The following is a 24,931-nucleotide window of genomic DNA, read 5'->3' as shown; positions in this document are numbered from 1 at the left end:
TCCATGCGGCACCAGTGGCTTGACGATGACGACGACGATCAGGACGACGACCCGAAACAGGGCGAAAAAGAAGGGCTGGGCCTCCCCGAGGGCGACAATATCGGCAAGCTGTATTTCAAATCCCGCACGGTGATCGTTGCGGGGACGATCAATGACAAGCTTGCGCAGCGCACCGTGGCCCATCTGCTGGCCCTTGCCGAAGAAAGCGACGAAACGATCAACATGCTGATCTCTTCGCCGGGCGGCCATGTCGAATCGGGCGATATGATCCATGACGTGATCCGATTCATCCGCCCGACCGTCCGCACCATCGGTTCGGGCTGGGTGGCAAGCGCCGGGGCATTGATCTTTGTCGGCGCTGCGAAGGAAAACCGTTACTGCCTGCCCAATACCCGCTTTCTTATTCATCAGCCGTCCGGCGGAATCGGCGGCACCTCGTCCGACATGATGATCCAGGCCGAGCAGGTTCGCCTGATGCGCGACAGGCTGAATCAGATCTTCGCTGAGGCGACCGGTCAGAAGGTCGAAAAGATCGAAAAGGACACGCAGCGCGATTTCTGGCTGAACACGCAAGAGGCGCTGGATTACGGCCTTCTGGGCAAGGTCATCACTTCGGTGGATGAGTTGAAATGACGGTGCCGGTCGTGATCCGCAGGGCAGAAGACCGCGATCACGACGCTATCTGGACTGTTCTGGAACCCGTCTATCGGGCTGGTGAAACCTACTGCATTCCGCGCGACATCACGCGCGCGGATGCCCTGGCCGACTGGTTCGCGCAGCCGTTCACCGTCTTCGTGGCCGAGTTGGACGGGCAAATTCTGGGGACAAGCCATGTCGGGGCCAACCGGCCCGGCGGCGGGTCACATGTCGCGAACGCCTCTTTCGCCACCCATCCGCAGGCACGAGGCAAAGGGATCGCCCGCGGACTGGTCGAACATACGAAAACATGGGCGCGGGCGCAGGGATTCCGGGCGATGCAGTTCAATTTCGTCGTGTCGACAAATCTGGATGCCGTCCATTTGTGGCAGAAAGCCGGATTTGAGGTTGTCGGCCGCCTTCCCGGCGCATTTCTTCACCCGCAGAAAGGGCCTGTCGATGCCCTTGTCATGTTCCACGATCTGAACGGAGAATCCGATGAGCCTTGAAACCCTTTCCGAAAACCGCAGCTTTGGCGGCACGCAGGGCGTTTATCGCCATAAATCGCAGGCAACCGGTACCGATATGACCTTTGGTCTGTTCATGCCGGAACTGGCAGAGCATGCCCGTGTTCCGGTTCTGTGGTATCTGTCCGGGCTGACCTGCACCCATGAAAACGCCATGACCAAGGCCGCCGCCCAGCAGCTATGCGCCGATGCAGGGATCGCCATCGTCTTTCCCGATACCTCGCCGCGCGGTGACGATGTTGCCGATGATGAGGCCTATGATCTGGGCAAGGGCGCGGGCTTTTATGTGAACGCCACGCAGGATCCGTGGAAACCGCATTTCCAGATGTGGCATTATATCGTGCATGAACTTCCCGAATTGCTTGGCGATAATTTCGCTGTTGATCGTGATCGGATGGGAATCACCGGTCACTCGATGGGAGGCCACGGCGCATTGACCATCGCCATGACCCATCCCGAGCGGTATAAATCCGTTTCGGCCTTCGCGCCGATTGCAAACCCGACCGAGTCCGATTGGGGCAGAAAGCAGCTTGGCGCCTATCTGGGCAGCGACGAGTCCGCATGGCGTGCCCATGATTCAACCGTGCTGATGACCGAAAAAGGCTATCCGGGCGAAATATTGATCGATCAGGGCAGCAGCGACCAGTTTCTTGATCTGCTGAAACCCGAATCGCTTGCCCATGCCATGATGGCCCGCCGTCAGTCCGGTCAGTTCCGCATGCAACCGGGTTATGATCACAGTTATTTCTTCGTTCAGACCTTCATGAATGACCATGTGATGTGGCATACGGAACGGCTGATTTAGGCGATTGCCAAATATTCCCGATCGCCCTGCCAAAAAACCATCAGACTTTAGGGGGAATTGGCAGGGCGACAGATTGACGCAGAAGGGTGTGCACCCAAGACTGACTTCATTGGACGAGCTGCGGATAGGAGAGCCCGCAGCGGATGATCCAGAATCGGAGGAGCACATCCATGAAACACCTATTCAACAGCGCTGCGGTCGCGCTGCTGCTATCAGGCGCTGCGGCATATGCCAATGAAAGTGTCACAGAGGCGATCGAGACGCCTGGCCAATGGGGAATCCAGACCGGCGACTATGCCAATACCCGTTATTCGGAACTGGATCAGATCAACAAGGACAATGTCGGCGATCTGCGGGTTGCATGGAGCTTCTCGACCGGGGTTCTGCGCGGTCATGAAGGCGGCCCGCTGATCATCGACGGGGTCATGTATATCCATGCGCCCTTCCCGAACAACGTCTATGCGCTGGATCTGAACGAGGACGGCAAGATCCTGTGGAGCTACAAGCCCCAGCAGGATCCCGAAGTCATCGCTGTGATGTGCTGTGACACGGTCAACCGCGGCGTCGCCTATGCCGACGGCCTGATCCTGATGCATCAGGCCGATACCACGCTGGTGGCGCTTGATGCCAAGACAGGCGAGGAAAAATGGAAGGTCAAGACCGGTGATCCGGCCGTTGGCGAAACCAATACCGCGACGGTGCTGCCGGTTGGCGACAAGGTTATCGTCGGCGTTTCAGGCGGTGAATACGGTGTCCGGGGTCGTGTGACGGCCTATAGCCTTGCCGATGGCTCGGAAGTCTGGAAAGCCTATTCGACCGGCCCTGATGAAGAAATGCTGGTCGATCCCGAAAAGACAACCCATCTCGGCAAGCCGATTGGTGCTGATAGCTCGATCAACAGCTGGGAAGGCGATCAGTGGAAGATCGGCGGCGGCACGACCTGGGGCTGGTATTCCTATGATCCGGAGCTGAATCTGATCTATTACGGCACCGGGAACCCCTCGACCTGGAACCCGTCGCAGCGTCCGGGCGACAATAAATGGTCCATGACCATCATGGCCCGCGATGCCGATACCGGCATGGCCAAGTGGTTCTATCAGATGACGCCCCATGACGAATGGGACTTTGACGGCGTCAACGAGATGATCCTGACCGATCAGGAAATCGACGGCGAACAACGCAAGCTTCTGACCCATTTCGACCGGAACGGCCTGGCCTATACGCTGGATCGTGAAAGCGGCGAGCTTCTGGTGGCCGAGAAATACGATCCGGCTGTGAACTGGACCAGCGGCGTCGATATGGATCCGGAGTCCGAGACTTATGGTCGCCCGGCGGTGGTTGCCGAATTCTCGACCGAACAGAATGGCGAGGATACCAACAGCACCGGTATCTGCCCTGCGGCACTTGGCACCAAGGACCAGCAGCCTGCGGCCTATTCGCCCGATACCGGACTGTTCTACGTGCCGACCAACCATGTCTGCATGGACTACGAGCCGTTCCGTGTCGCCTATACTGCGGGTCAGCCTTATGTCGGCGCAACGCTGTCGATGTATCCGGCACCTGACAGCCATGGTGGCATGGGTAACTTCATCGCCTGGGATAACATCAATGGCGAGATCAAGTGGTCGCTGCCCGAGCAGTTCTCCGTCTGGTCCGGCGCGCTTGCGACGGCTGGCGGGGTAGTCTTCTACGGTACGCTTGAAGGCTATCTGAAAGCGGTTGATGCAGAAACGGGTGACGAGCTTTACAAGTTCAAGACCCCATCGGGCATCATCGGCAACGTGACGACCTACACCCATAACGACAAGCAGTATATCGCTGTTCTGTCCGGTGTCGGTGGTTGGGCCGGTATCGGTCTTGCTGCCGGTCTGACCAACCCGAATGACGGTCTGGGCGCCGTGGGCGGCTATGCCGCGCTTAGCGACTATACCGAACTCGGCGGTCAGTTGACGGTGTTCGAACTTCCAGGTGACGACGTACAGGCGTCCGCCGGTGAAGCAGCCGCACCTGCTGAGGCTGAGGCAGCTCCTGCTGACGGCGAGGCTGAGGCGGCTCCTGCTGAGGAAGCGCCCGCAGAAGAGGCACCTGCCGAAGAAGCGCCAGCCGAAGAAGAGGCTCCGGCGGAATAATCCACCTCGGGCTAATACTTTCGTTCCGAAAAAGCAAAGTTGATCTGTGAAAGGGCCGCCCCGGCGATAAACTGGGGCGGTTACGTCTGAGGAGAGCGGGCGTTAGACATTTGGAGGAAACTCGACCATGAAAACCATCACCAGCCTTGCGGCGCTGGTTCTTGGCGCGACCCTGGCCAGCACAGCCATCGCGCAGGATGAAACCAGTGAAAACGCTCAGCCAACCGATGAAGAAGTCGAACTGAAAGAAGATCAGACTGTCATGCCAAGTGGTCATGACATCACCCCATCCGAGATGATGGACGGTCGCTGGTATAACGAGGAAGGTGTTCCGACCTTCAAGGTCGAAGAGGATGGCACAGTCGATTACGCCACCTTTTCGGGTTTCCGGCGCTACCACGCGGAATGCCATGTCTGTCACGGACCGGATGGCGAAGGCTCGACCTATGCGCCGGCATTGAAGAATTCGGTCCTGCGGATGGATTACTACGATTATCAGGAGATCGTCGCTTCGGGTAAGCAAGAGGTGAGCAATTCAGCAAATCAGGTGATGCCGGCTTTCGGTACGAACAAGAATGTCTGGTGCTATGTCGATGACATCTATGTTTATCTTCTGGCGCGCGGCACCGACTCGATTCCGCGGGGGCGTCCGCCGAAAAAGGCCGACAAACCTGACGAGTTTACCACCGCCGAAGATTCCTGTATGTCGATGTGACATGAGGCAAATCTTCACCACGGCGTTGACATTGTGGCTCAGCCTGTCCGGGCTGGCCACCGCGCAGGTGGCCGATCTGCGTTCGACCACGCAGTTCCGCGTCTGCGCGGATCCCGCGAATGCGCCGATGTCGGTCAAGGACGGCTCGGGGTTCGAGAACAAGCTGGCCGATCTGTTCGGAAAGATCATGGACAGGCCGGTGACTTACACGTGGTTTCCGTCGGGAATGGGGTTCATCGCCAAGACGTTGCGCGCCGGCACCTGTGACGTGGTGATGGGTTATGCTCAGGGTGACGAGCTGGTGCAGAACACCAATCATTATTACACCTCTGTCTATGGGATCGTGACTCGCAAGGATAACGAATTGGCGGCGGTCGATCATCTGACCGATCCGGCGCTTAAGGACCATCCAATCGGGGTCATCGCAGGCACGCCGCCGGCCACGATCATGGCCCAGGCGGGGCTGGCCAAGGACATGAAAGGCAGGGATCTGATGGTGGATCGCCGGGTCATGGATCCAATCGGCGATTTGTTGAAAGAGGTCAGCGACGGCGCACTTGATGCTGCGGTCTTGTGGGGACCCGTGGCTGGGCCCCGGATCAAGGACGATCCCGATCTGCAGTTCACGCCGCTTCTGAAAGAGACATCCGGGCCCAAGATGTTTTATCGCATCACCATGGGCGTCCGTCCGGAAGAACAGGAATGGAAACGCGAGCTGAACAGCTTGCTGCGCCGTCACAAGGACGAGATTGATCAGCTTTTGCGGGATGCGGGCGTGCCGCTGGTTGACGATTATGGCAAGGAATTACTGCAATGATCCGACTGGCGGCGGCTGCCATATTTGCGGCCGCCCCGGTTCTGGCGCAGGTCCCCGAGCCGCAGGGCTACCGGGGCGAACCTTATAACGCCCCGGTCCCCGAAACGCTCGCCGGGGCAGAGACCATCGATGCGGAGCGGGCCCTGGAACTGCATGATGAGGGCATCCCTTTCGTCGATGTCTATCCCCGGACCCGCAAACCCGAAAATCTGCCCGAAGATACGTTCTGGCACGAACCGCGCCACGATACGATTCCCGGCGCGGTCTGGCTGTGGGATACCGGCTATCAGAACCTGTCCCCTGCCGAGGAAGCCCGGCTGACGAAAGGTCTGGAGCAGGTTACGGGCGGCGACAAGGCTGCTCCGCTGGTGATCTTCTGCCGCGCCGATTGCTGGATGAGCTGGAATGCCGCGAAACGGGCTGTTTCGATGGGTTACACGCAGGTGATGTGGTTCTCTGGCGGCACGGATGCGTGGCAAGAGACGCTTGGCCCGGATCTGGTCAGGGCTGAACCTGTCGACCCGTGAACTGCCCAAAAGCGCGTGGCCCTGCGGGGGTCTCGATTTCTGCCGTGATTTCAAATGTTTTCGCATCGACAATCACGACCGTATCGGAATCCCAATTGGCGACGACCACGCCGCTGCCATCAGGCAGGGGGGCGATGCCCTCGGGATAATCTCCAACTTCGATCTCTTCCAGAACTTCAAGACTGTCGGGGTCGAAAACTGTCAGCGTGCTGGCATATTGATTGGTGATGAACCCGTGTCCGCCGGCAAAGGCGACGCCGTAAGGGTGATTGCCGGTTTCGATCTGGCCGACAAGCTGCCCCTTCACGGGATCGATGACGGAAACGGTATCGCTTTGGACATCGGCGGTCCAGATCCGGCCTGCGTGAAACGTGACGGCAAAGGGATGTTCGCCCGCGGTTTTTATCTTGCGGATCAGCCGTCCGGTGCGGCTGTCGAACAGACTGACCTGATTGTCGTCGCGATCCGCGGTTGCCACCAGCAGCCCGTCATTGCTGACTGCTACCCCCGCCGGAGCTGCGCCCGTATCAACGGCCCACAGCTCCTTCAGCGTGCCATCCAGCCTTAGAAGCCTTCCACGGTACCAATCGGTCACGAATACGCCGCCATCCGGAGCGACTGCGACGCCAAAGGCACCTTCACCCAGTTCCCGCCGATCGATGATACGGGCCTCTTCGTCCAATACGCTAAGCCGTCCGGTATCGGCTGAAATCACATAGGCGCGTCCGCCGCGTGGATCATACGCGACCGGAGCCGGAGCGCCTTCCACGGGGCTGTCCGCAATGATTTCGTGGCTGTTCAGATCGACAATGGAGACGGCATTGCCGTTCTGCGACGTGATAAACGCCAGATCCCCGGCGGCTGCCGGAGAAAATGGCAAAAATACCGCCATAACGAACAGGCGCACCCGGCTTGTCATGGATGCCGGTGCGCGCCGCATGGTTTACTCGGCCTTTCCGAATTGCTCGGTCAATGCATCTATACCGGCCTGATAGATGCCCTCGACCGCCGCGATGGCAGCTTCGTCATTCAGCTCTGCCGGTGGATTATTGTTCGGAAAACCGCGATAGAACCCGCCTTTCCAGATCACCTCGGCCTTGCCGTCCTTGTCATTGACCTGCAGGGTCGATGAGTAATTCGTGACCGGCAGGACCTCGACGGCGACTTCGGTGATCATGTATTTATACATGTGTTTCTCGGGATCGATCGCCATCAACTGTTCGGTGATGGTCGGATCGCCTTCATCGGCCTTCAGATGCAGCACACGGGTGGATTCATCAGGCACATCGGCGGGCGCGCCTTCCGGTGTCATCTCGGTGGAGTCGATAGCGGGATGCCAGTTCATGTCATTGAAATTCCCGATTAATTCCCAGACTTCGTCCGGGCTGGCATTCAACGTCACACTCATCTCGACCTTTTGCCGCGAGGGGCCGTGCGCATTCGCCATACCCGCGAATACCAAAGCCGCGCCAAATGCGACGGCGGCAAGCGCTTTCAGTTTCATATTCCCTGTTCCTTTACAGTAATTCGCCGTGAATGGCGGGCCCGAACGAAATTGCACGTCGCATCGATCGACGTCCATAAGACCAAAGCTGTAGCCAAATGTTCCCGATACAACCGGGAAGATAAACCGGCTTGCCGCAGGACCTTCGTGCCCGCAGTATACCGAGTGGGAGAGGAACGAAATGTTCAAGAGAATCATACTACTTTTGGCTGGAGTCTGGATGATGTCCGCTCCGGTCGCGGCGCAGGATCAACCCGAGGCGACGCTTATTCCCTCGGCGGTTCTGCGCGTCGAGGAAGCCGGCCTGCCGCCCATTTCCCGACTGGAATTGCCACCCGAGGATCTGGGTTTCGCCGGCGCGCGTCTGGCCATCGAGGACAACGATACCACGGGCCGTTTCATGGGCCAGGATTTCGAAGCGGAGGAGGTCGTCACGACGCCTGACGCCGCTGCGGATGAAATGGATCGGCTGATCGACGAGGGCGTGGAGTTCATCGTGGTTCTTGCCGATGACGAAACCATGCTGTCGCTTGCCGATCACGCGGGCGATCGGGTGATGCTGTTCAATGCGACCGCGCATGGTGACAACCTGCGCGGCACGGATTGCCGGGCGAACACGATTCACGTCGCGCCCAGTCACGCGATGCTTGCCGATGGTCTGGCGCAATTCCTCATGTGGAAGAAATGGTCCCGCTGGTTCCTGATCGAGGGCAGTCATCCCGAAGATGCCGCTTTCGCCGAAGCATTGCGGCGCTCGGCAACGAAATTCGGCGCGAAGATCGTGGAAGAGCGGGTTTACGAAGATACCGGAGGCGCCCGCCGGACCGATTCCGGCCATGTGCAGGTCCAGAAGCAGATGCCGGTCTTTACCCAGCGCGCGGCCGAACATGACGTCGTGGTCGCTGCCGATGACGCAGGGATCTTCGCCGGATATCTGCCTTATCAGACATGGGATCCGCGGCCCGTTACCGGCTCGGCCGGGCTGATGCCCCGTGCATGGCATGCGGCCATGGAAGCATGGGGCGCGAGCCAGTTCCAGAACCGCTTCGAGAAACTGACCAACCGTCCGATGCGGGACGAGGATTATCTGACATGGCTGGCCCTTCGCATGATCGGCGAGGCGGCGACGCGCAGCCAGTCCAGCGATCCCGCTACGCTCAAGGAATTCATGCTGTCGGACCAGTTCGAAGTCGCCGGGTTCAAGGGACAGAAACTGACCATGCGCGATTGGGACCATCAGGTTCGTCAGCCCATCCTGCTGGTAACCGACCTGCTGCTGACCTCGGTCAGCCCGCAGGACGAATATCTGCATCAGGTCAGTCAGCTTGACACATTGGGCATCGACCGCTCCGAAACCGAATGTACCTTCTGAGAGGTGATATGAAACATCTTCTGACGCTTGTACTTTGCCTTGCTGCGACTCCTGTGTTGGCCAACCGGGTTTTCGTCAGTAACGAGAAAGGCAACGATGTCACCGTTCTCGACAGCGAAACGCTCGAGGTGATCGGCAGCTATCCTGTCGGTAACCGCCCGCGTGGCATCACCATCAGCCCGGACGGCAAGGAACTTTATGTCTGTGCCTCCGACGATGATCTTGTGCGGGTTTTCGATCCCGAGACGATGGAAGAGACCCACACGCTTCCGTCCGGTCCCGATCCCGAATTATTCGTGCTGCACCCGTCCGGAAACCCGCTTTATATCGCAAACGAGGACGATAACCTGGTAACGGTCGTGGATACGGAAACCCATCAGGTGCTGGCCGAGATCCCGGTGGGCGTCGAACCCGAGGGGATGGGGGTCAGTCCGGATGGCAAGGTGGTGATCAACACCTCTGAAACCACCAATATGGCCCATTTCATCGACAGCGAGACATTCGAGATCACCGCCAATGTGCTGGTCGACAGCCGTCCACGCTTTGCGGAATACAATCACGATGGCAGCAAGCTTTATGTCAGTGCGGAAATCGGCGGAACGGTCAGTGTGATCGATCCGGCGACGCAGGAGATCGTGCATAAGATCGAATTCGAGATCCCCGGTGTTCTGCCAGAGGCCATTCAGCCGGTGGGTGTGCGGGTCACATCGGATGGTAGCCGCGTCTTCGTGGCCCTTGGTCCGGCGAACCGGGTTGCGGTGATCGATGGGGAAACGGACGAGGTGCTGGAATATCTTCTGGTCGGGCAGCGCGTCTGGCAGATGGCTTTCACTCCGGATGAGAAGCTTCTGTTCACGACCAACGGCAATTCGAACGATGTCTCGGTGATCGATGTCGAATCGCTCGAAGTGGTGAAATCGGTGCCGGTGGGGCAGCAGCCCTGGGGGGTTGTTGTCGCTCCGGACTGATTTGCATTCCGCGATGGCCGGGGGCCAGCCCGTCGCCGGCTGGTTCCCGAACCAGTGGCGCACCTGCCGGCGATCCCCGGAGGTATTTGGACAAAGAAGAAGAAACGGGAATCCGCCTGGTTTGAAGGATTCGGAAATTCAAGGAGAGAGACATGACCCGTATACTGGCAATTCTGATGATCCTGGCCGGACTGGCCGTGCCCGCCGCTGCGCAGGACAAAACCGAGGGCGATTCCGCAACGGAGAATTCCGACGCGGCGGCAGTTGCTACTCAGGAAGACGATGATGACGACGATGAGGATGAGGAAGCCGGTGGCGGCGGCGAAGGCGTTCACGAGGCGGCCGGCAAGTTCGATTATGGGTTTTCCGGGGTATTGGCGCGTGACAACCGGACCGATCTGGCGCCGCTGACGCTTGCGTCGGGGCAGCCGGTGGCGACGGATGAGTATACTCTGAAATCCGGCGGTTATTACCGGATCGATATCAATGCGGATGGCAGTCAGGAACTGGCTCTTTCCGGTGGGGATTTCTTCCGCGCCGTCTGGGTGAACGAGGTTGTCATCAACGATATCGAGATCCGGCCCATGGGGGTACACAGCCTTGAATTCGATGATGCCGGCACCGCCAGCATGAGCTTTATCGCGATTGTTCCGGGGCGCTACACCCTGTCGATCCCCGGCTCTTCCGGTGAAACGCAGCAAGCCGTGTTCAACATTCAGTAGTCGACATTGGCCGCAGCTCTTGAAATAGATCGGGTCAGTCACAGCTTCGGCGCCGTCGAGGCGCTGAAGGATGTTTCGCTGACGGTGCCGGGCAGCGGGTTCACGGCATTGCTTGGCGTGAACGGTGCGGGCAAGACCACGCTGTTTTCGCTGATCACGCGGCTTTACAACAATAGTTCCGGTGTGATCCGGGTCGCCGGCTATGATCTGCGGCGTCAACCCGCGCAGGCGCTTGCCCGTCTGGGCGTGGTGTTCCAAAGCCGCGCCATGGATGCCGATCTGACCGTGCGCCAGAACCTTGCCTACCACGCCAGCCTGCATGGTATTCCGCGCCGTCAGGCGGCCGGGCGGATAGGCGAGATGCTGGCCCAGGTCGGACTGGAGGGAAAGGCCGGGGACCGGGTGTCGTCGCTGTCGGGTGGCCAGCAGCGCAGGGCCGAGATCGCCCGCGCCCTGATTCATCAGCCGGATATCCTGTTGCTGGACGAGGCGACGGTAGGGCTTGATGTCAAATCCCGGGCCGAGGTGCTGGAACTGACCCGCGATCTGATCGCAAGGAATGGCGTATCGGTCCTGTGGGCCACGCATCTCATGGATGAAATCCAGCCCGGAGACGATCTGGTGATCCTGCATCGGGGCGAAGTGCTGCGGCGGGGAACCGCCACCGAGATCGCGGGCCAGCGGGGGCTGACACAGGCATTCCTGGATCTGACCGGTGTCTCGGCATGAGCGATATCGCCTTTCCGCCCCGTGCATGGTTTACGGCATTCCTCGGTATCGCCCGCCGTGAAACATTGCGCTTCGTCAACCAGCGGGGGCGGTTTCTGGCGGCGCTGGTCAGGCCGCTGGTCTGGCTGTTCATCTTCGCCGCCGGGTTCAGGGCGGTTCTGGGCCTGTCGATCACCGAGCCCTATCAGACCTATGTGCTTTACGAGGTCTATGTGACGCCCGGCCTTTGCGCGATGATTCAGCTGTTCAACGGGATGCAATCCTCGCTGTCGATGGTTTATGACCGGGAGACCGGGGCAATGCGGACCCTGCTGGTCAGTCCGTTTCCACGCTGGTTCCTGCTGGGCGCGAAACTGATCGCGGGCGTGGTGGTCTCGGTGATCCAGGTCTACACATTCCTTGCCATCGCGTGGTTCTGGGATGTGCGTCCGCCCATATCCGGCTATCTGGCGGTTCTGCCTGCCCTGATCCTGTCGGGGCTGATGCTGGGGGCGATGGGGCTGTTCCTGTCCTCGGCGATCAGGCAACTCGAGAATTTCGCCGGAGTGATGAATTTCGTTATCTTTCCGATGTTTTTTGCCTCTTCCGCGCTTTATCCCTTGTGGCGGATGCGCGAGAGTTCGACGATCCTGCACGATATCTGCGCCTTCAACCCGTTCACCCATGCTGTCGAATTGATTCGCTTCGCGCTGTATATGCAGGTGAACTGGCTGTCTTTTGGGGTGGTTTTAGGCTGTTTGGCGGGGTTCTTCGGGGCAGCGGTATTCATGTATGATCCGGCAAAGGGCCTTTGGGCGCGAAGAAAGGGAAGGGCATGAAATATATCCTGACACTGATTCTTGCGATGGCAGCGGGCTCGGCTTTGGCGGCAAGCGGCGGCGTCGACCCGACCTGGCCATGCATTCAACGCAAGCAGCCGCATTTATCCCTTGGGCAGGTCTGGTCCGGACCCCCACCGGATGAAGAAACCGAGGAATTGGCGAGGGATCCCGAGATCGCCGCTCTGGCCGACCGGTTGGAGCAACGCCGCCTGCCTCTGGAAGAGGCCGAGGCCGAGATCGCCGAATTCGCCAAGCAGGCGGATGCTTCCAGGCTTACGGCGCTTATGGTGGCGATCTTCAATCGGATCGAGCCCGAGAGGAGCGCGATCATCGCCGGAATTGCGCGTTACGGAGAAAGCCAGGTCGCAATTTCCAAAAGGATCGAAGAACGCCGCGCCCGGATGGAAGAACTGGAAGCCGCCGAGGAACCCGATTTCGACGCGATCGACGCCGAGGAAGAGGCGCTTGACTGGGACCAGCGTATCCTTACCGAGCGCCAGCAGTCCCTGACCTATGTCTGCGAAACACCGGTGCTGCTTGAACAGCGCGCATTCGCACTTGGACGGGCATTATCGGCGCATATCGACTGATCGGGGAATGATGGCGGGATCCGTCATCGCGATACTGGCCACCTTGCCGGCACCCTGCTAGGAGTCGGGCGATGCTTAACAGCAATGAGGGCCGATCTAATGGCTTATGAAACGATAATCGTGGAAATAGAGGATCAGATTGCCCTGATTCGTCTTAATCGTCCCGAGGCTCTTAACGCGCTCAACAGCAAGCTTGTTGATGAGCTGTCGCGGGCGTTGACCGAGGCGGACCAGAACGACAAGGTACGCTGCATTGTCCTGACGGGGAACGAAAAGGCCTTTGCTGCGGGTGCGGATATCAAGGAAATGTCCGAGAAAAGCTTCGTTGATGTCTATGGCGAGGACCTTTTCGGTGCGAAGATCGAGGCGATTCAGCGTGTGCGCAAGCCAATGATCGCCGCCGTCAGCGGCTATGCATTGGGCGGCGGTTGTGAACTGGCGATGATGTGCGATTTCATCATCTGCGGCGAGAATGCCAAATTCGGCCAGCCCGAGATAAATCTGGGCGTGGTGGCCGGGATCGGCGGCACCCAGCGCCTGACCCGGTTCGTCGGCAAATCCAAGGCCATGGACATGAATCTGACCGGCCGCTTCATGGATGCGGCCGAGGCGGAACGTTCGGGCCTTGTCAGCCGCGTGGTGCCGACGCCGAAGGTGATTCCCGAGGCCATGTCCGCAGCCCGGAAGATCGCCGAGAAATCCGCGGTTACGGCCAAGGCGGTAAAGGAATCGGTCAACCGCTCCTACGAGGTGAGTCTGCGCGAGGGTCTTCTGTTCGAGCGCCGCAGCTTCCATTCCATGTTCGCGACCGAGGATCAGAAAGAGGGCATGGCCGCCTTTATCGAAAAGCGCGAGCCACAGTTCCGCGACAAATAGGCGGATGCGAGAAAAGAATCGCCGGGAACGGTTGACTTGCTTTTCCGCCGCGCGTAGAAGCGCGGCTTCAAGAATTCACCCGAAAACAGTCGGAACCGCATAGATATGGCAAATACGCCCCAATCCAAGAAGCGCGCGCGCCAGACCCTGCGCAAGACCGAGGTCAACAAAGCCCGCCGGTCGCGCATTCGTACCTATCTGCGCAAGGTCGAAGAGGCGATTGCCTCGGGCAATGCCGAAACCGCACGCGAAACACTGAAAGCTGCCCAGCCCGAACTGATGCGTGGCGTCACCAAAGGCATCGTGCACAAAAATACTGCAGCGCGGAAAATGTCGCGCCTTTCTTCTCGTGTGAAAGCACTTTCCGCAGCCTGAGCCAGCTGCTTCGGCACAACGGAAAAATGCTTTGATACGGTATGATAAGCCGTAATCACCAAAGCCGGACATGCGGATAACCGTATGTCCGGCTTTGGTTTTTCGCATTTGCAGAGAATAAAGCTAAGTCTTTCAAACTCAACAATTTTGAAATTTTCTCTTATGAGTCAATGAGATTGCAGATTCGTTCACCGGCAATCTCTGTCAAGCGCATAGTTCAGTTGCACAAACGGTCTCACTGTTGCAAATTTCAGGCTGCGATTCACGTCGCATTTGGGGGACAAGCCACGTCGTGATCGGAAGTCGATTCGGATCTTATGATGTGGTAGGGTGATGAAGAATATTTCTTCTTCCCTTGGGGTTTTGACGGCCGGCTGCCACTGGCCTTCTGAACCCCGTGTCTAAAACTGTTACGGGTTGAAACCCGGTCTGGCGGCCGCATTGCGGCCGCCCGGGTCGATTGTCGCCTATCGGTCTCCCAGAATGAAAGCGGGACAGGACACTTGCCGGATTGACTGGCATGGGTCGGACAGAATCAGGGCTGGGCGAAACGATGGACGAAATTTGGGGGCAAGCATGTATCAAGCTGGAAAGATCCGTTGGACCAAACAATTTCAACCACTGGATCAAGCCCCTTCGCCTGATGGGCGTTGAAGACGGGATCGCCCGTTTCAACAGCCCGACCCGATTCATCTCGGACTGGGTCAGCAGGCATTTCGCGGATGATATCATCGGAGAATTATCCCGCAGCGGCCAGCAGGTCGAACGGTTGCGATTCGACGTCGCCTCGCGCGCGCAGGATTCGTCGGATAGCGGGCAAAAAACCCGATCCCGCCCTGCCAAGGCCGCAGCGCCCGTGGCCGATGCGGTTCATGACCGGCCGGAACTCGGTGCGCCGCTGGATCCGCGCTATACTTTCGGCAATTTCGTGGTCGGCAAGCCCAACGAGCTGGCGCATGCCGCTGCCCGCCGCGTATCCGAGGGCGGGCCCGTCGGGTTCAACCCGCTATTCCTTTATGGCGGTGTGGGACTGGGCAAAACCCACCTGATGCATGCAATCGCACATGCCTATCAGCAGCGCGATCCGTCTGCGCGGGTGCTTTACCTATCGGCCGAGCAGTTCATGTACCGCTTCGTGCAGGCTTTGCGGGAAAGCACGATCATGGATTTCAAGGGCATGTTCCGCAATGTGAACATGCTGATGGTCGATGACGTGCAGTTCATCGCTGGCAAGGAAAGCACGCAGGAAGAATTTTTCCACACGTTCAATGCTCTGGTTGATCAGGGCAAGCAGATCGTCATTTCCGCGGATCGCACCCCGGCCGAGATCAAGGGGCTGGAAGAGCGGATCAAGTCACGCTTGTCATGCGGGCTGATCGTGGATCTGCATCCTACCACCTACGAATTGCGGCTTGGTATCCTTCAATCCAAGACCGAGGTATTCCGCCAGCAACAAGCCGATCTGCGGATCGGCAATGGCGTGCTGGAATTTCTGGCGAGTCGCATCACCACCAATGTCCGCGTGCTTGAAGGCGCGTTGCAGCGGCTTTTTGCGCATGCCAGCCTTTTGCAGCGCGAGATCACCCTGGAAGTGGCGCAGGAATGCCTGACTGACATCTTGCGCACGAATGACCGCAAGATCTCTATCGACGATATCCAGCGCAAGGTGGCAGAGCATTACAATATCCGCCTTGCTGACATGATTGGACCGAAACGGGCGCGGAACGTGGCGCGTCCGCGTCAGATCGCCATGTATCTGTCGAAGCAACTGACCAATCGTTCGCTGCCCGAGATCGGGCGCAGGTTCGGCGGGCGCGATCATACGACGATCATGCATGGCGTCCGCAAGATCGAGGAGCTGTCCGATGCGGATACCGGTTTGTCCGAGGATATCGCCTTGCTTCGCAGGCAACTTGAAGCCTGAAACCGATCGTTTCATGTTATCCTTGTGACCGCCTTTCGGGGCGGTTACAAATCGGGTCCAGAGAATGGGCCACATGGCCCTTAGGGACAGGGAAGAACGATGAAATTCTCGATCGAGCGCGCCGTTCTGGTCAAAGCCATTTCTCAGGCCCAATCGGTGGTGGAAAGGCGCAATACCATTCCGATCCTTGCCAATGTCCTGATCGAAACGACCGATGAGGGCGTCAGTTTCCGCGCCACGGACCTGGATATCGAGGTGGTGGACCGCGCCCCTGCCCAGGTCGAACTGCCCGGCGCCACGACCGTCAGTGCCGTGATGCTGAACGAAATCGCGCGAAAGCTGCCCGATGGCGCGCTTGTGCAGATCACCTCGGACGATGCGGCGGGGCGGCTGACGGTTCAGGCCGGGCGGTCGAATTTCAGCCTTGCGACCCTTCCGCGAGAGGATTTCCCGGCCTTGGCGGCAACGGAATATGCGGCGAATTTCACGGCCTCGGCTTCGGTGCTGCGTCGGTTGTTCGACAAGGCGAAATTTGCCATCTCGACCGAGGAGACGCGGTATTATCTGAACGGCGTCTATATGCATGTGGCGCAATCCGAAGACGGGCAAGTGCTGCGCTGCGTGGCGACCGATGGGCATCGTCTGGCGCGGATCGACGCACCGCTGCCCGAGGGCGCGAATGACCTGCCGGGCGTGATCGTGCCGCGCAAGACCGTAGGTGAGCTGCGCAAATTGCTGGATGATGACGAGGCAGATATCGCCGTCTCGGTCAGCGAAACCAAGATCCGCTTCGCGACGCCCGAGATTACCCTGACCTCGAAGGTCATTGACGGGACGTTCCCCGATTATACCCGCGTCATTCCCGCGAATAACAGCCGCAGGCTTGAAGTGGATGCCAGCGATTTTACCCGTGCCGTCGACCGCGTCGCAACCGTCAGCAGTGAGCGTTCGCGGGCCGTCAAGCTTTCGCTGGATTCCGATCGGCTGGTGCTGTCGGTGAATGCGCCGGATTCCGGCACCGCCGACGAAGAGCTGATCGTGGCCTATTCCGACGAGGCGCTGGAGATCGGCTTCAACGCCAAATATCTGCACGAGATCGCAAGCCAGGTCGATCGCGACAATGCGGTCTTCATGTTCAATGGTCCGGGCGATGCGGCACTGATCCGTGAAGGCGGCGACGAAAGCGCCATCTATGTCGTCATGCCGATGCGGGTGTGACGGTTACGGAATTGTCTCTGGCTCAGTTCCGCTCGTGGTCGCGCCTTGAGCTGGAACTGGACCGGCAGCCTTTGGCCATCTTTGGCCCGAACGGATCGGGCAAGACGAATATCCTGGAGGCCCTGTCGATGCTTGCCCCCGGCCGCGGGCTGCGCGGTGTTGCCGCAAGGGATCAGGCGCGGCATGGAGGACCGGATGCGGGCTGGCGTATCCGGGCGCGTGTTCAGGATCACGACGTGGAAACCTCGGCCCCGCCCGAAGGATCCCGCACGGTTGTTCTGGATGACAAGCAGGTGCCGCAAACCGTTTTGGGACGGCTGCTTCGGGTTATCTGGCTGGTTCCGGCGATGGATCGGCTTTGGACGGATCCGCCCGAAACCCGGCGCCGGTTTCTTGACCGGGTTACACTCAGCCTTTGCCCGGATCATGCCGAGCTGGCGCTTGCCTATGAAAAACCCATGCGGGAACGGAACCGCCTGCTGAAAGATCAGGTCGGCGATCCCGCATGGTATCGGGCGCTGGAGGCGCAGATGGCGCGGGCTGGCGCGGCACTGACCCGCAACCGGCAGGACGCCCTGACACGGATCATGGCCGCACAGGATGAAAGCGCGACCGGATTTCCGGCGGCGGTTCTTGCCCTGCTGCCGGGCGAGGGGCGGGCGGATGATACTGACGAGGAAAGCATCGCGTCGCGATTGGCCGATATGCGCCCGCGGGATCTGGCGGCGGGTCGCAGTCTGACCGGGCCGCATCGCGCCGATCTTGGGGCCCATTGGGGTCCGGCGAACACCCCTGCCGCACTATCCTCGACCGGCGAGCAGAAAGCGTTGCTGTTGTCTCTGGTGCTGGCCAATGCGCGCGCTTTGTCGGATCAGCCGGTGGTCCTGCTGCTGGATGAGGTTGCCGCCCATCTGGACGCCGACCGGCGGGCCGCGCTGTATGATCAGCTTGTCGAGCTGCCGGCGCAGTCAGTCCTGACCGGAACCGGCCCCGAACTCTTTGACGCATTCGCGGATAGGGCAAGGCGCATGGCGGTTGGCAAACAGGGCGGCATTTCCGCCATCACGGAGGTTCAATGACATTACCTGCCGAGTCGATCTGGCTTTACGCCATTGCCATGGTCGGGATCTGGTTCACGCCGGGGCCTGTCTGGGTGGCGATTATCGCGCGGGCGCTTGCGTCGGGGTTTCGAGGTGTCTGGCCGCTGGCGATCGGAGTGGCCATAGGTGACGCGATCTGGCCATTGATCGCGATTTTCGGGCTGGCGGTGATCGTTTCGCAAAATGCTGTGCTGATCGAGGCGATGCGCTGGGTGGCCGCTGCCGTCTTTATTGGAATGGGTCTGTTGCTGCTGCGAAAGGCATCGCAACCGGTCGAACGCGATTCTCGCCTGACCCGGGGTGGCATCTGGGCTGGATTCTCGGCCGGTCTTCTTGCGATTGCCGGAAATCCCAAGGCGGCGCTTTTCTATGTCGGCGTGCTGCCGGGCTTTTTCGACGTCGGCAAGCTGACCGGCCCTGACATCACGACAATCGTCGTCATGTCCTGCATGGTCCCGTTTTTCCTCAATCTCGGTATGGGCGGGGTAATCGCCGCTGCCCGTGACAGGCTGTCCAGCCCGAGCGGTTTACGGCGCATGAATCTGGTTTCCGGCGGGCTTTTGATCGCGGTTGGCTGTGTTATCGGGCTGGGTCAGTTGCTGGCAGGCTGAAACTGGCCGGATAACTGGAAAAAACCCAGTGTTTGCCGTGACTTTCCCTTTGCGAATGTCTATATCGTCATCAGATTGACAGGAACAATAACACATGACCGAGAACGCCCCGAAAATCGAAGAATATGGCGCCGATTCCATCAAGGTTCTCAAGGGGTTGGAGGCTGTCCGCAAACGCCCGGGGATGTATATCGGCGATACTGATGACGGCAGCGGCCTGCACCATATGGTTTACGAGGTCGTCGATAACGGTATCGACGAGGCTTTGGCGGGTCATGCCGACTATGTTCTGGTCAAGATTCACGCCGATAACAGCGTCAGCGTGCGTGACAATGGTCGTGGCATCCCTGTCGCCATGCATGCCTCGGAAGGGGTAAGCGCGGCCGAAGTCATCATGACCCAGCTTCATGCCGGCGGAAAGTTCGATCAGAACAGCTACAAGGTTTCGGGCGGTCTGCACGGGGTGGGCGTATCCGTCGTGAACGCCCTCAGCGATTGGCTGGAACTGCGCGTCTGGCGCAATGGCAAGGAACATTACGTCCGGTTTGAGAAGGGCGAAACGGTCGAACATCTGCGCGTCGTCGGCGACGCGGCCGAGGGCGAGACCGGGACAGAGGTGCGCTTTCTGGCGTCAAGCAAGATCACTGATCCGAACGGCACCTTCAGCGACCTGGAATACAGCTTCAAGACGCTGGAAAACCGCCTGCGTGAGCTTGCCTTCCTGAACAGCGGCGTGCGCATCATCATCGAGGACAGCCGCCATTCCGAATTGCAGCGCAGCGAGCTGTATTATGACGGCGGTGTGCGGGAATTCGTGAAATATCTCGACCGTTCCAAGACCCCGGTCATGGCCGAGCCGATCTTTATCACCGGCGAGCGCAATGATATCGGCGTCGAAGTGGCGATGTGGTGGAATGACAGCTATCATGAAACCGTATTGCCCTTTACCAACAATATCCCTCAGCGGGATGGCGGAACCCATATGGCCGGGTTCCGGGGCGCGTTGACCCGCGTGATTAACCAATATGCCCAGTCCAGCGGGATCGCGAAGAAAGAAAAGGTCGATTTCACCGGCGATGATGCCCGCGAAGGGTTGACCTGTGTGCTGTCCGTCAAGGTGCCAGATCCGAAATTCTCAAGCCAGACCAAGGATAAACTGGTCTCAAGCGAGGTTCGTCCGGCAGTCGAAGGTCTGGTCAACGAAAAGCTGTCCGAATGGTTCGAGGAAAATCCCGGGGAAGCCAGGCAGATCGTCGGTAAGATCGTTGAAGCCGCGCTTGCCCGTGAGGCGGCGCGAAAAGCTCGTGAACTGACCCGCCGCAAGACGGCGATGGATGTCGCCAGCCTGCCCGGAAAGCTGGCCGATTGTCAGGAGAAAGATCCCGCGCTGTCTGAATTGTTCATCGTCGAGGGTGACTCGGCGGGTGGATCGGCCAAACAGGGCCGCAGCCGGAAGAATCAGGCGGTGCTGCCTTTGCGCGGAAAAATCCTGAACGTGGAGCGGGCGCGTTTCGACCGGATGCTGTCTTCGGAAACGGTAGGCACTCTGATCACCGCGCTTGGCACCGGGATCGGGCGCGATGAATTCGATCTGAACAAGCTGCGCTATCACAAGGTCATCATCATGACCGATGCCGATGTCGATGGCGCGCATATCCGTACGCTTCTGCTGACCTTCTTCTTCCGCCAGATGCCGGAACTGATCGAGGCCGGGCATCTCTATATTGCGCAACCGCCGCTTTACAAGGTCGGGCGCGGGCGCTCCGAGGTGTATCTGAAGAACGAGGCCGCGCTTGACGATTACCTGGTTCAGCAGGGGATCGAAGGAGCCGTGCTGCGCCTTGGCTCTGGCGAGGATATCATCGGAAACGATCTTGTCCGCGTTGTGGAAGAGGCCCGGACCACAAGGCGGATCCTGCGTGCCTACCCGACCCATTATCCACCGCATATCACCGAACAGGCGGCGATTGCGGGCGCATTGTTGCAGGGCCGCATGGATAACGGCGCGCAGGATGTGGCGAATGCCGTAGCCGCCCGTCTGGATATCGTGGCCGAGGAATACGAACGTGGCTGGACTGGTCGTCCGACCCAGGATGGCGGTATCCGCCTGTCTCGGATATTGCGCGGGGTCGAGGAAAGCCGCACGCTTGACGGTCAGATGCTGCGCAGTGGCGAAAGCCGGCGTCTGGGTGAAATGACTCAGGTCCTGCAGGAAGTTTACGGCGCGCCCGCGACATTGGTCCGGAAAGAGCGCGTCATTCCGATTTACGGCCCGCTAAGCCTGCTTTCCGCGATCTTCCTTGAAGGCGAAAAAGGCCTGTCGCTGCAGCGCTACAAGGGTTTGGGAGAGATGAATCCCGAACAGCTTTGGGAAACAACGCTGGATCCCGCTGCGCGAACGATGCTTCAGGTCAGGATTGACGATGTCGCCGAGGCGGAAGACCTCTTTACCAAGCTGATGGGAGACGTGGTTGAGCCTCGTCGCGAATTCATTCAGCAAAATGCGCTGAGCGTCGAGAATCTCGATATATGACGAATGGATTTTCAGAATCGATTCTTGACAGTGTTGTAAATCTGCTTCGCTTGGCGACCCCTTTATGCTGTTCACGGGAATTTAAGGCTCGCTTTGATTGCATTTCCATGACGTAAAGCGTTAACTCCGCCTACATATGTCGGGCTGCCTACGCGGTCAGCATGAGGCATCCGGCACTTATTGAGAATGGAGATTTGGAATGCGTGGAAAAATTCTTTCGGCAGTTGGCGCCGCATCCGGCATCGCGCTTCTGGCAAGCGGTGCTGCCATTGCAGGCGGCTATGTTGAACCTGTTGTCGCGCCTGAACCAGTAGTTGTTGAGCAGCCTACTCCAGTAGGCGATTGGGCCGGTGCTTATGTCGGTGCCGCGCTGGGCTATGCTTTCGGTGGTGACGATTCCGTCGGTTTCCGTGCGCTTGACGCGAATGGTGACGTTATCGGCCGCGCGAACGATGTCGGCAGTGTTGACCTGAAAGGCGCCAATCTTGGTGCGCATGTCGGATATCGCTGGCAGCGCGATAACTGGGTCTTCGGCCCGGAGCTCGCGATCGAAGGTGGCGCCATCGAAGAAGACGGCAACACCCCGGCATTCGGCTTGGATGATCTGAACACCGAAGCCAAGGTGAACTACCTTGTCGGTCTGCGGATGAAAACCGGCTATGCCATCAATCCCAGCACGCTGGTTTACGGTACCTTCGGCGTCGCTCATGGTGATTTCGACTACACCGTCAAGAGCGGTGGCGATTCGGAAACCGAAAGCTTCTCGGATACCGGTGTGACTGCTGGTCTGGGCGTTGAGCGTAAGCTGAACGAGCGTCTGTCCATGTTTGGTGAGTGGGAATACCGTCATTTCGAAAATACCGATGTGACGTTTGACGAGGCAGGTCTGCAGACGAGCGCTTCGCCCGCACATCACAACCTGAAAATCGGTGTCAACTACCGCTTCTGATCTGTCGATACAGATCCGCAAAGGGCCGGTCGCTTCACAGCGCCGGCCCTTTTTCCATATTATCCCGGATTTCAGGTCCTTTGGCATCCCGGTTGACGCATCTTTCCCCTTTGCGCCCTGCGGACCGCCGTATATTCGCGTATCAGCGGAACCCGATGGGGACGAAAGCTTTCGTCGGTCCGTCTTAGCGTTTCGATACGGTTGACGTGAAAAATACGAAAATCCATCCGTAACCGGCAATGCGCCAGAAGCATCAGCGTGTGCTGTGTATAGGATATGCCCAGCGGCCAGATCACCCTGTGCGACCGCGTACCGTTCAGATCGGTATATACGATTTCAAGCGCCCCTTCCTCCCAGCAGGCGGTCCGAATCTCTGCCAGATCGACATTCGGCGGGTCGCGATCGGGGCCGGATTCGAAACTCCGCATCACCGCGTGCAATGCCTGCCGGGCCTGTCTTTCCGGCAAAGAGGCGATAATCCGCGAAAGCGCGTCATGCCCGGCCGAGATCAGCTCGGCATCGCCGATCCGGCCCAGCGCGTCCACCGCCAGCTTCAAAGCCTCGATTTCAAGTCGCGAAAAGCTTTGCGGCGGCAAAGCCGGATCTTCGGTCAGGCTGTAACCGACGCCGGCTTCACCATCGATCAACGCACCGCCCGCCCGCAGCGTCGCGATGTCTCGATACAATTGCCGTTGCGATACACCGGTTTCCTGCGCAAGCCGTGCGGCGGTAACCGGCGCGGGCAATCGCCGCAGCACATTCATCAGACGCATCAAACGATCGGTTCGGGCCATGCTGCCTCTTTCTGTCAGGAGCGATGGGTTAATCCTTGGCTCTCAATTTCCAAGGAGACAAGTCATGCGAACTCTTTATCACGCGTCCAACAGTCGCTCGACCGCCATCGTTCAATTGATCGAAGAGATGGGAATTGCCGACCGGATCGACATCGTCAACGTCACCATTCCCCGTCAGGATGGCTCGGGCAGCCACGATCCGAAGAATCCGCATCCGGAAGGAAAGGTGCCCTATCTTGTCGATGGCGACGACCATATCCGCGAACGCGGCGCGATCATCACCTATCTGACCGACATGTTTCCCGAAAGCGGGCTTGGCCGCCCGCCCGGAGATCCGCAGCGTGGGGAATATCTGTCCTGGCTGTTCTATTATCAGGGGGTGATCGAGCCGGTCGCGATCCTGCATTTCGCGGGGCTTACGCACCCGGCGATTCAGGCGTCATTGCGGGATTATGACACGATGCTGGCCCGTCTGGACGAGGTGCTGACAGCGCATCCCTATCTTCTGGGTGACAGGTTCAGTGCCGTTGATATCCTGTGCTCGGGGCCATTTGCGTGGTTCGGCGATCAGATGCCTTCGACTCCGGCCATCGATGCATGGGTCGCCCGCTGTCAGGACCGGGATTCGGTGCGAATCACCCATCAGCGAGACAATAGCTGACCCGAAAAGCGAACCCCCGCGGCGCTGCCACGGGGGTTGCTGATTGCGCATATCGCGTTGTCTTACAGCGCGCCTTCGCGCTGGGCTTTTTTACGAGCCAGCTTGCGGGCGCGGCGAATGGCCTCAGCCTTTTCACGGGCTTTCTTGACCGACGGCTTCTCGAAATGTTGCCGAAGCTTCATTTCGCGGAAAACCCCCTCGCGCTGAAGTTTTTTCTTCAGGGCGCGAAGTGCCTGTTCGACATTATTGTCGCGAACACTGACCTGCATGTGGTTGTCACCACCTTCCTAGGTTAGAGTTGAACAGATTGCAGGAGGCGCTCTTCTACCAGCGGAATGATCTCTTGTCCAGAAGAAGGTCGGAAACCGATGGAAACAGACCGGGAAAAACTGCTGAATGCGGCATTGGAGCATGTGCCGTTCGATGGAATGAACGATCGGGCGCTGCTGGCCGGGGCCGCCTCGATCAACATGCCCGAATCACTTGCCCGCGTCCATTTCCCTCAGGGCGGCGCGGGATTGGCGGCGGCTTATCATCGCGGGGCCGATGACAAGCTGCGCGAATGGCTGACCGCCACCCCGCCCGAGGGCGCTTTTCGCGACCGTGTCGCCGAAGCGGTCTGGCACCGTCTTTCGCTGATTCAGCCCGAGATCGTGCGCGCCGCCGCGGCGACTCTGGCGCTTCCGGTCAATGCCGCGCTTGGCGCCCGGCTGATATGGGAAACGGCGGATGTGATCTGGACCGGCCTTGGCGACAGTTCCGAGGATGCCAACTGGTACACGAAACGGGCGACGCTTTCGGCGGTGATCGGCTCCACGGTCCTGTTCTGGTTGGGCGACGAGTCGGACGGTCATGGCGAGACAAGGCGCTTTATCGATCGGAGAATCGAGGGCGTCATGGCTTTCGAAAAGACCAAGGCCAGCCTGCGCAGGATTCCGGGCGTGGCACCGCTTGGTGATCTCGCTTTCGGGTGGATACACAAGCCGCGAGGCCGTAACCTGCCGGGAAAGACCCGAACCAGATAAGGA

Annotated in this window: 26 protein-coding genes and 1 pseudogene; 23 read left to right on the top strand and 4 right to left on the bottom strand. The window is 59.1% G+C overall.

Annotated elements, in window-relative coordinates:
- Positions 1–3 precede the first annotated feature (3 nt).
- From D3P04_RS16305 to D3P04_RS16275, 7 genes and pseudogenes are all read left to right on the top strand, one after another.
- Positions 4–633 carry an ATP-dependent Clp protease proteolytic subunit gene (locus tag D3P04_RS16305; RefSeq protein WP_119750795.1) on the top strand — a complete coding sequence of 210 codons (630 nt, stop codon included), beginning with the start codon at positions 4–6 and terminating at the stop codon, positions 631–633.
- Positions 630–1,145, top strand: a complete 516-nt coding sequence (locus D3P04_RS16300; RefSeq protein ID WP_119750793.1) for a GNAT family N-acetyltransferase — start codon at positions 630–632, stop codon at positions 1,143–1,145. The genes D3P04_RS16305 and D3P04_RS16300 overlap by 4 nt, the downstream gene beginning before the upstream one ends.
- The gene (fghA, locus tag D3P04_RS16295) at positions 1,135–1,968 is read left to right on the top strand and encodes an S-formylglutathione hydrolase (protein WP_119750791.1); all 834 of its coding nucleotides are present in this window, start codon (positions 1,135–1,137) and stop codon (positions 1,966–1,968) included. The genes D3P04_RS16300 and fghA overlap by 11 nt, the downstream gene beginning before the upstream one ends.
- 170 nt (positions 1,969–2,138) lie before the next feature.
- Positions 2,139–3,935 (top strand): annotated as a pseudogene (locus D3P04_RS16290) (methanol/ethanol family PQQ-dependent dehydrogenase); the annotation flags it as partial.
- 289 nt (positions 3,936–4,224) lie between these two features.
- A complete protein-coding gene (locus D3P04_RS16285) occupies positions 4,225–4,812 on the top strand; it encodes a c-type cytochrome, methanol metabolism-related (protein WP_119750787.1) in 588 nt (195 codons plus the stop codon).
- Position 4,813: 1 nt separating this feature from the next.
- Positions 4,814–5,629, top strand: a complete 816-nt coding sequence (locus tag D3P04_RS16280) for a quinoprotein dehydrogenase-associated putative ABC transporter substrate-binding protein (RefSeq protein WP_119750785.1) — start codon at positions 4,814–4,816, stop codon at positions 5,627–5,629.
- A complete protein-coding gene (locus tag D3P04_RS16275) occupies positions 5,626–6,156 on the top strand; it encodes a PQQ-dependent catabolism-associated CXXCW motif protein (RefSeq protein ID WP_119750783.1) in 531 nt (176 codons plus the stop codon). Before D3P04_RS16280 ends, D3P04_RS16275 begins: the two co-directional genes overlap by 4 nt.
- Here the strand turns inward: D3P04_RS16275 and D3P04_RS16270 are convergent.
- Both D3P04_RS16270 and D3P04_RS16265 read right to left on the bottom strand, forming a co-directional pair.
- A complete protein-coding gene (locus tag D3P04_RS16270) occupies positions 6,131–7,096 on the bottom strand; it encodes a YncE family protein (protein WP_119750782.1) in 966 nt (321 codons plus the stop codon). The genes D3P04_RS16275 and D3P04_RS16270 overlap by 26 nt on opposite strands.
- A gap of 3 nt (positions 7,097–7,099) precedes the next feature.
- A complete protein-coding gene (locus D3P04_RS16265) occupies positions 7,100–7,660 on the bottom strand; it encodes an SRPBCC family protein (RefSeq protein ID WP_182912899.1) in 561 nt (186 codons plus the stop codon).
- Between the two features lie 181 nt (positions 7,661–7,841).
- Here D3P04_RS16265 and D3P04_RS16260 point away from each other — a divergent pair, with 181 nt between their 5' ends.
- From D3P04_RS16260 to D3P04_RS16195, 14 genes are all read left to right on the top strand, one after another.
- Positions 7,842–9,032, top strand: a complete 1,191-nt coding sequence (locus tag D3P04_RS16260; protein ID WP_119750780.1) for an ABC transporter substrate-binding protein — start codon at positions 7,842–7,844, stop codon at positions 9,030–9,032.
- An 8-nt stretch (positions 9,033–9,040) separates the two neighbouring features.
- Positions 9,041–10,000, top strand: coding sequence for a YVTN family beta-propeller repeat protein (locus D3P04_RS16255; protein WP_119750778.1), 960 nt, complete (start codon positions 9,041–9,043; stop codon positions 9,998–10,000).
- A gap of 152 nt (positions 10,001–10,152) precedes the next feature.
- Positions 10,153–10,722 (top strand): cupredoxin domain-containing protein, encoded by a 570-nt coding sequence (locus D3P04_RS16250; protein WP_119750776.1) that lies wholly within the window; start codon positions 10,153–10,155, stop codon positions 10,720–10,722.
- A 6-nt stretch (positions 10,723–10,728) separates the two neighbouring features.
- On the top strand, positions 10,729–11,451 hold the full coding sequence (locus D3P04_RS16245) for an ABC transporter ATP-binding protein (protein WP_119750774.1): 723 nt from the start codon (positions 10,729–10,731) through the stop codon (positions 11,449–11,451).
- A complete protein-coding gene (locus D3P04_RS16240) occupies positions 11,448–12,269 on the top strand; it encodes an ABC transporter permease (RefSeq protein WP_119750765.1) in 822 nt (273 codons plus the stop codon). Before D3P04_RS16245 ends, D3P04_RS16240 begins: the two co-directional genes overlap by 4 nt.
- Entirely contained in the window at positions 12,266–12,862 is a 597-nt protein-coding gene (locus D3P04_RS16235) for a hypothetical protein (protein ID WP_119750763.1), read from the top strand. The genes D3P04_RS16240 and D3P04_RS16235 overlap by 4 nt, the downstream gene beginning before the upstream one ends.
- A gap of 99 nt (positions 12,863–12,961) precedes the next feature.
- On the top strand, positions 12,962–13,738 hold the full coding sequence (locus D3P04_RS16230; RefSeq protein ID WP_119750761.1) for an enoyl-CoA hydratase: 777 nt from the start codon (positions 12,962–12,964) through the stop codon (positions 13,736–13,738).
- Between the two features lie 105 nt (positions 13,739–13,843).
- Positions 13,844–14,113, top strand: a complete 270-nt coding sequence (rpsT, locus tag D3P04_RS16225) for a 30S ribosomal protein S20 (RefSeq protein ID WP_119750759.1) — start codon at positions 13,844–13,846, stop codon at positions 14,111–14,113.
- A 520-nt stretch (positions 14,114–14,633) separates the two neighbouring features.
- Entirely contained in the window at positions 14,634–16,037 is a 1,404-nt protein-coding gene (gene dnaA, locus D3P04_RS16220) for a chromosomal replication initiator protein DnaA (RefSeq protein ID WP_408634385.1), read from the top strand.
- A 99-nt stretch (positions 16,038–16,136) separates the two neighbouring features.
- Complete coding sequence (gene dnaN / locus D3P04_RS16215; RefSeq protein WP_119750757.1) at positions 16,137–17,255, top strand: DNA polymerase III subunit beta; 1,119 nt, start codon at positions 16,137–16,139, stop codon at positions 17,253–17,255.
- Positions 17,256–17,266: 11 nt separating this feature from the next.
- Positions 17,267–18,334, top strand: coding sequence for a DNA replication/repair protein RecF (gene recF / locus D3P04_RS16210; RefSeq protein ID WP_232845047.1), 1,068 nt, complete (start codon positions 17,267–17,269; stop codon positions 18,332–18,334).
- A complete protein-coding gene (locus D3P04_RS16205) occupies positions 18,331–18,966 on the top strand; it encodes a LysE family translocator (protein ID WP_119750753.1) in 636 nt (211 codons plus the stop codon). The genes recF and D3P04_RS16205 overlap by 4 nt, the downstream gene beginning before the upstream one ends.
- Before the next feature lie 94 nt (positions 18,967–19,060).
- Complete coding sequence (gene gyrB / locus D3P04_RS16200) at positions 19,061–21,499, top strand: DNA topoisomerase (ATP-hydrolyzing) subunit B (RefSeq protein WP_119750751.1); 2,439 nt, start codon at positions 19,061–19,063, stop codon at positions 21,497–21,499.
- Between the two features lie 199 nt (positions 21,500–21,698).
- The gene (locus D3P04_RS16195; RefSeq protein WP_119750750.1) at positions 21,699–22,448 is read left to right on the top strand and encodes an outer membrane protein; all 750 of its coding nucleotides are present in this window, start codon (positions 21,699–21,701) and stop codon (positions 22,446–22,448) included.
- 71 nt (positions 22,449–22,519) lie between these two features.
- Here D3P04_RS16195 and D3P04_RS16190 read toward each other — a convergent pair whose 3' ends face one another.
- Positions 22,520–23,242, bottom strand: a complete 723-nt coding sequence (locus tag D3P04_RS16190; protein ID WP_119750748.1) for a helix-turn-helix transcriptional regulator — start codon at positions 23,240–23,242, stop codon at positions 22,520–22,522.
- Between the two features lie 64 nt (positions 23,243–23,306).
- On the opposite strand from D3P04_RS16190, the gene D3P04_RS16185 reads away from it, so the two are divergent.
- On the top strand, positions 23,307–23,903 hold the full coding sequence (locus D3P04_RS16185; protein WP_119750746.1) for a glutathione S-transferase family protein: 597 nt from the start codon (positions 23,307–23,309) through the stop codon (positions 23,901–23,903).
- Positions 23,904–23,965: 62 nt separating this feature from the next.
- Here the strand turns inward: D3P04_RS16185 and rpsU are convergent, their stop codons facing one another.
- Positions 23,966–24,172: a 30S ribosomal protein S21 gene (gene rpsU, locus D3P04_RS16180; protein WP_119750744.1), complete on the bottom strand. Its 207-nt coding sequence runs from the start codon at positions 24,170–24,172 to the stop codon at positions 23,966–23,968.
- Between the two features lie 99 nt (positions 24,173–24,271).
- On the opposite strand from rpsU, the gene D3P04_RS16175 reads away from it, so the two are divergent.
- A complete protein-coding gene (locus tag D3P04_RS16175) occupies positions 24,272–24,928 on the top strand; it encodes a COQ9 family protein (RefSeq protein ID WP_119750742.1) in 657 nt (218 codons plus the stop codon).
- The last annotated feature ends 3 nt before the right edge of the window (positions 24,929–24,931 follow it).

It is taken from the genome of Paracoccus onubensis, assembly GCF_003591515.1.
GTDB lineage: Bacteria > Pseudomonadota > Alphaproteobacteria > Rhodobacterales > Rhodobacteraceae > Paracoccus > Paracoccus onubensis.
Note: the sequence above shows the minus strand (reverse complement) of the source record. Positions and strands in the feature narration are given on the sequence as shown.

Bases quoted from the DNA above. Each gene is read 5' to 3' on its own strand.
- rpsU (WP_119750744.1), bottom strand. From the start codon at position 24,172: ATGCAGGTCAGTGTTCGCGACAATAATGTCGAACAGGCACTTCGCGCC.
- D3P04_RS16240 (WP_119750765.1), top strand. From the start codon at position 11,448: ATGAGCGATATCGCCTTTCCGCCCCGTGCATGGTTTACGGCATTCCTC.
- D3P04_RS16255 (WP_119750778.1), top strand. From the start codon at position 9,041: ATGAAACATCTTCTGACGCTTGTACTTTGCCTTGCTGCGACTCCTGTG.
- D3P04_RS16185 (WP_119750746.1), top strand. From the start codon at position 23,307: ATGCGAACTCTTTATCACGCGTCCAACAGTCGCTCGACCGCCATCGTT.
- gyrB (WP_119750751.1), top strand. From the start codon at position 19,061: ATGACCGAGAACGCCCCGAAAATCGAAGAATATGGCGCCGATTCCATC.
- dnaN (WP_119750757.1), top strand. From the start codon at position 16,137: ATGAAATTCTCGATCGAGCGCGCCGTTCTGGTCAAAGCCATTTCTCAG.
- rpsT (WP_119750759.1), top strand. From the start codon at position 13,844: ATGGCAAATACGCCCCAATCCAAGAAGCGCGCGCGCCAGACCCTGCGC.
- D3P04_RS16230 (WP_119750761.1), top strand. From the start codon at position 12,962: ATGGCTTATGAAACGATAATCGTGGAAATAGAGGATCAGATTGCCCTG.
- D3P04_RS16270 (WP_119750782.1), bottom strand. From the start codon at position 7,096: ATGCGGCGCGCACCGGCATCCATGACAAGCCGGGTGCGCCTGTTCGTT.
- D3P04_RS16175 (WP_119750742.1), top strand. From the start codon at position 24,272: ATGGAAACAGACCGGGAAAAACTGCTGAATGCGGCATTGGAGCATGTG.
- D3P04_RS16275 (WP_119750783.1), top strand. From the start codon at position 5,626: ATGATCCGACTGGCGGCGGCTGCCATATTTGCGGCCGCCCCGGTTCTG.
- D3P04_RS16205 (WP_119750753.1), top strand. From the start codon at position 18,331: ATGACATTACCTGCCGAGTCGATCTGGCTTTACGCCATTGCCATGGTC.
- dnaA (WP_408634385.1), top strand. From the start codon at position 14,634: ATGGGTCGGACAGAATCAGGGCTGGGCGAAACGATGGACGAAATTTGG.
- D3P04_RS16305 (WP_119750795.1), top strand. From the start codon at position 4: ATGCGGCACCAGTGGCTTGACGATGACGACGACGATCAGGACGACGAC.
- D3P04_RS16260 (WP_119750780.1), top strand. From the start codon at position 7,842: ATGTTCAAGAGAATCATACTACTTTTGGCTGGAGTCTGGATGATGTCC.
- fghA (WP_119750791.1), top strand. From the start codon at position 1,135: ATGAGCCTTGAAACCCTTTCCGAAAACCGCAGCTTTGGCGGCACGCAG.
- D3P04_RS16280 (WP_119750785.1), top strand. From the start codon at position 4,814: ATGAGGCAAATCTTCACCACGGCGTTGACATTGTGGCTCAGCCTGTCC.
- D3P04_RS16190 (WP_119750748.1), bottom strand. From the start codon at position 23,242: ATGGCCCGAACCGATCGTTTGATGCGTCTGATGAATGTGCTGCGGCGA.
- D3P04_RS16250 (WP_119750776.1), top strand. From the start codon at position 10,153: ATGACCCGTATACTGGCAATTCTGATGATCCTGGCCGGACTGGCCGTG.
- D3P04_RS16285 (WP_119750787.1), top strand. From the start codon at position 4,225: ATGAAAACCATCACCAGCCTTGCGGCGCTGGTTCTTGGCGCGACCCTG.
- D3P04_RS16300 (WP_119750793.1), top strand. From the start codon at position 630: ATGACGGTGCCGGTCGTGATCCGCAGGGCAGAAGACCGCGATCACGAC.
- D3P04_RS16265 (WP_182912899.1), bottom strand. From the start codon at position 7,660: ATGAAACTGAAAGCGCTTGCCGCCGTCGCATTTGGCGCGGCTTTGGTA.
- D3P04_RS16235 (WP_119750763.1), top strand. From the start codon at position 12,266: ATGAAATATATCCTGACACTGATTCTTGCGATGGCAGCGGGCTCGGCT.
- D3P04_RS16195 (WP_119750750.1), top strand. From the start codon at position 21,699: ATGCGTGGAAAAATTCTTTCGGCAGTTGGCGCCGCATCCGGCATCGCG.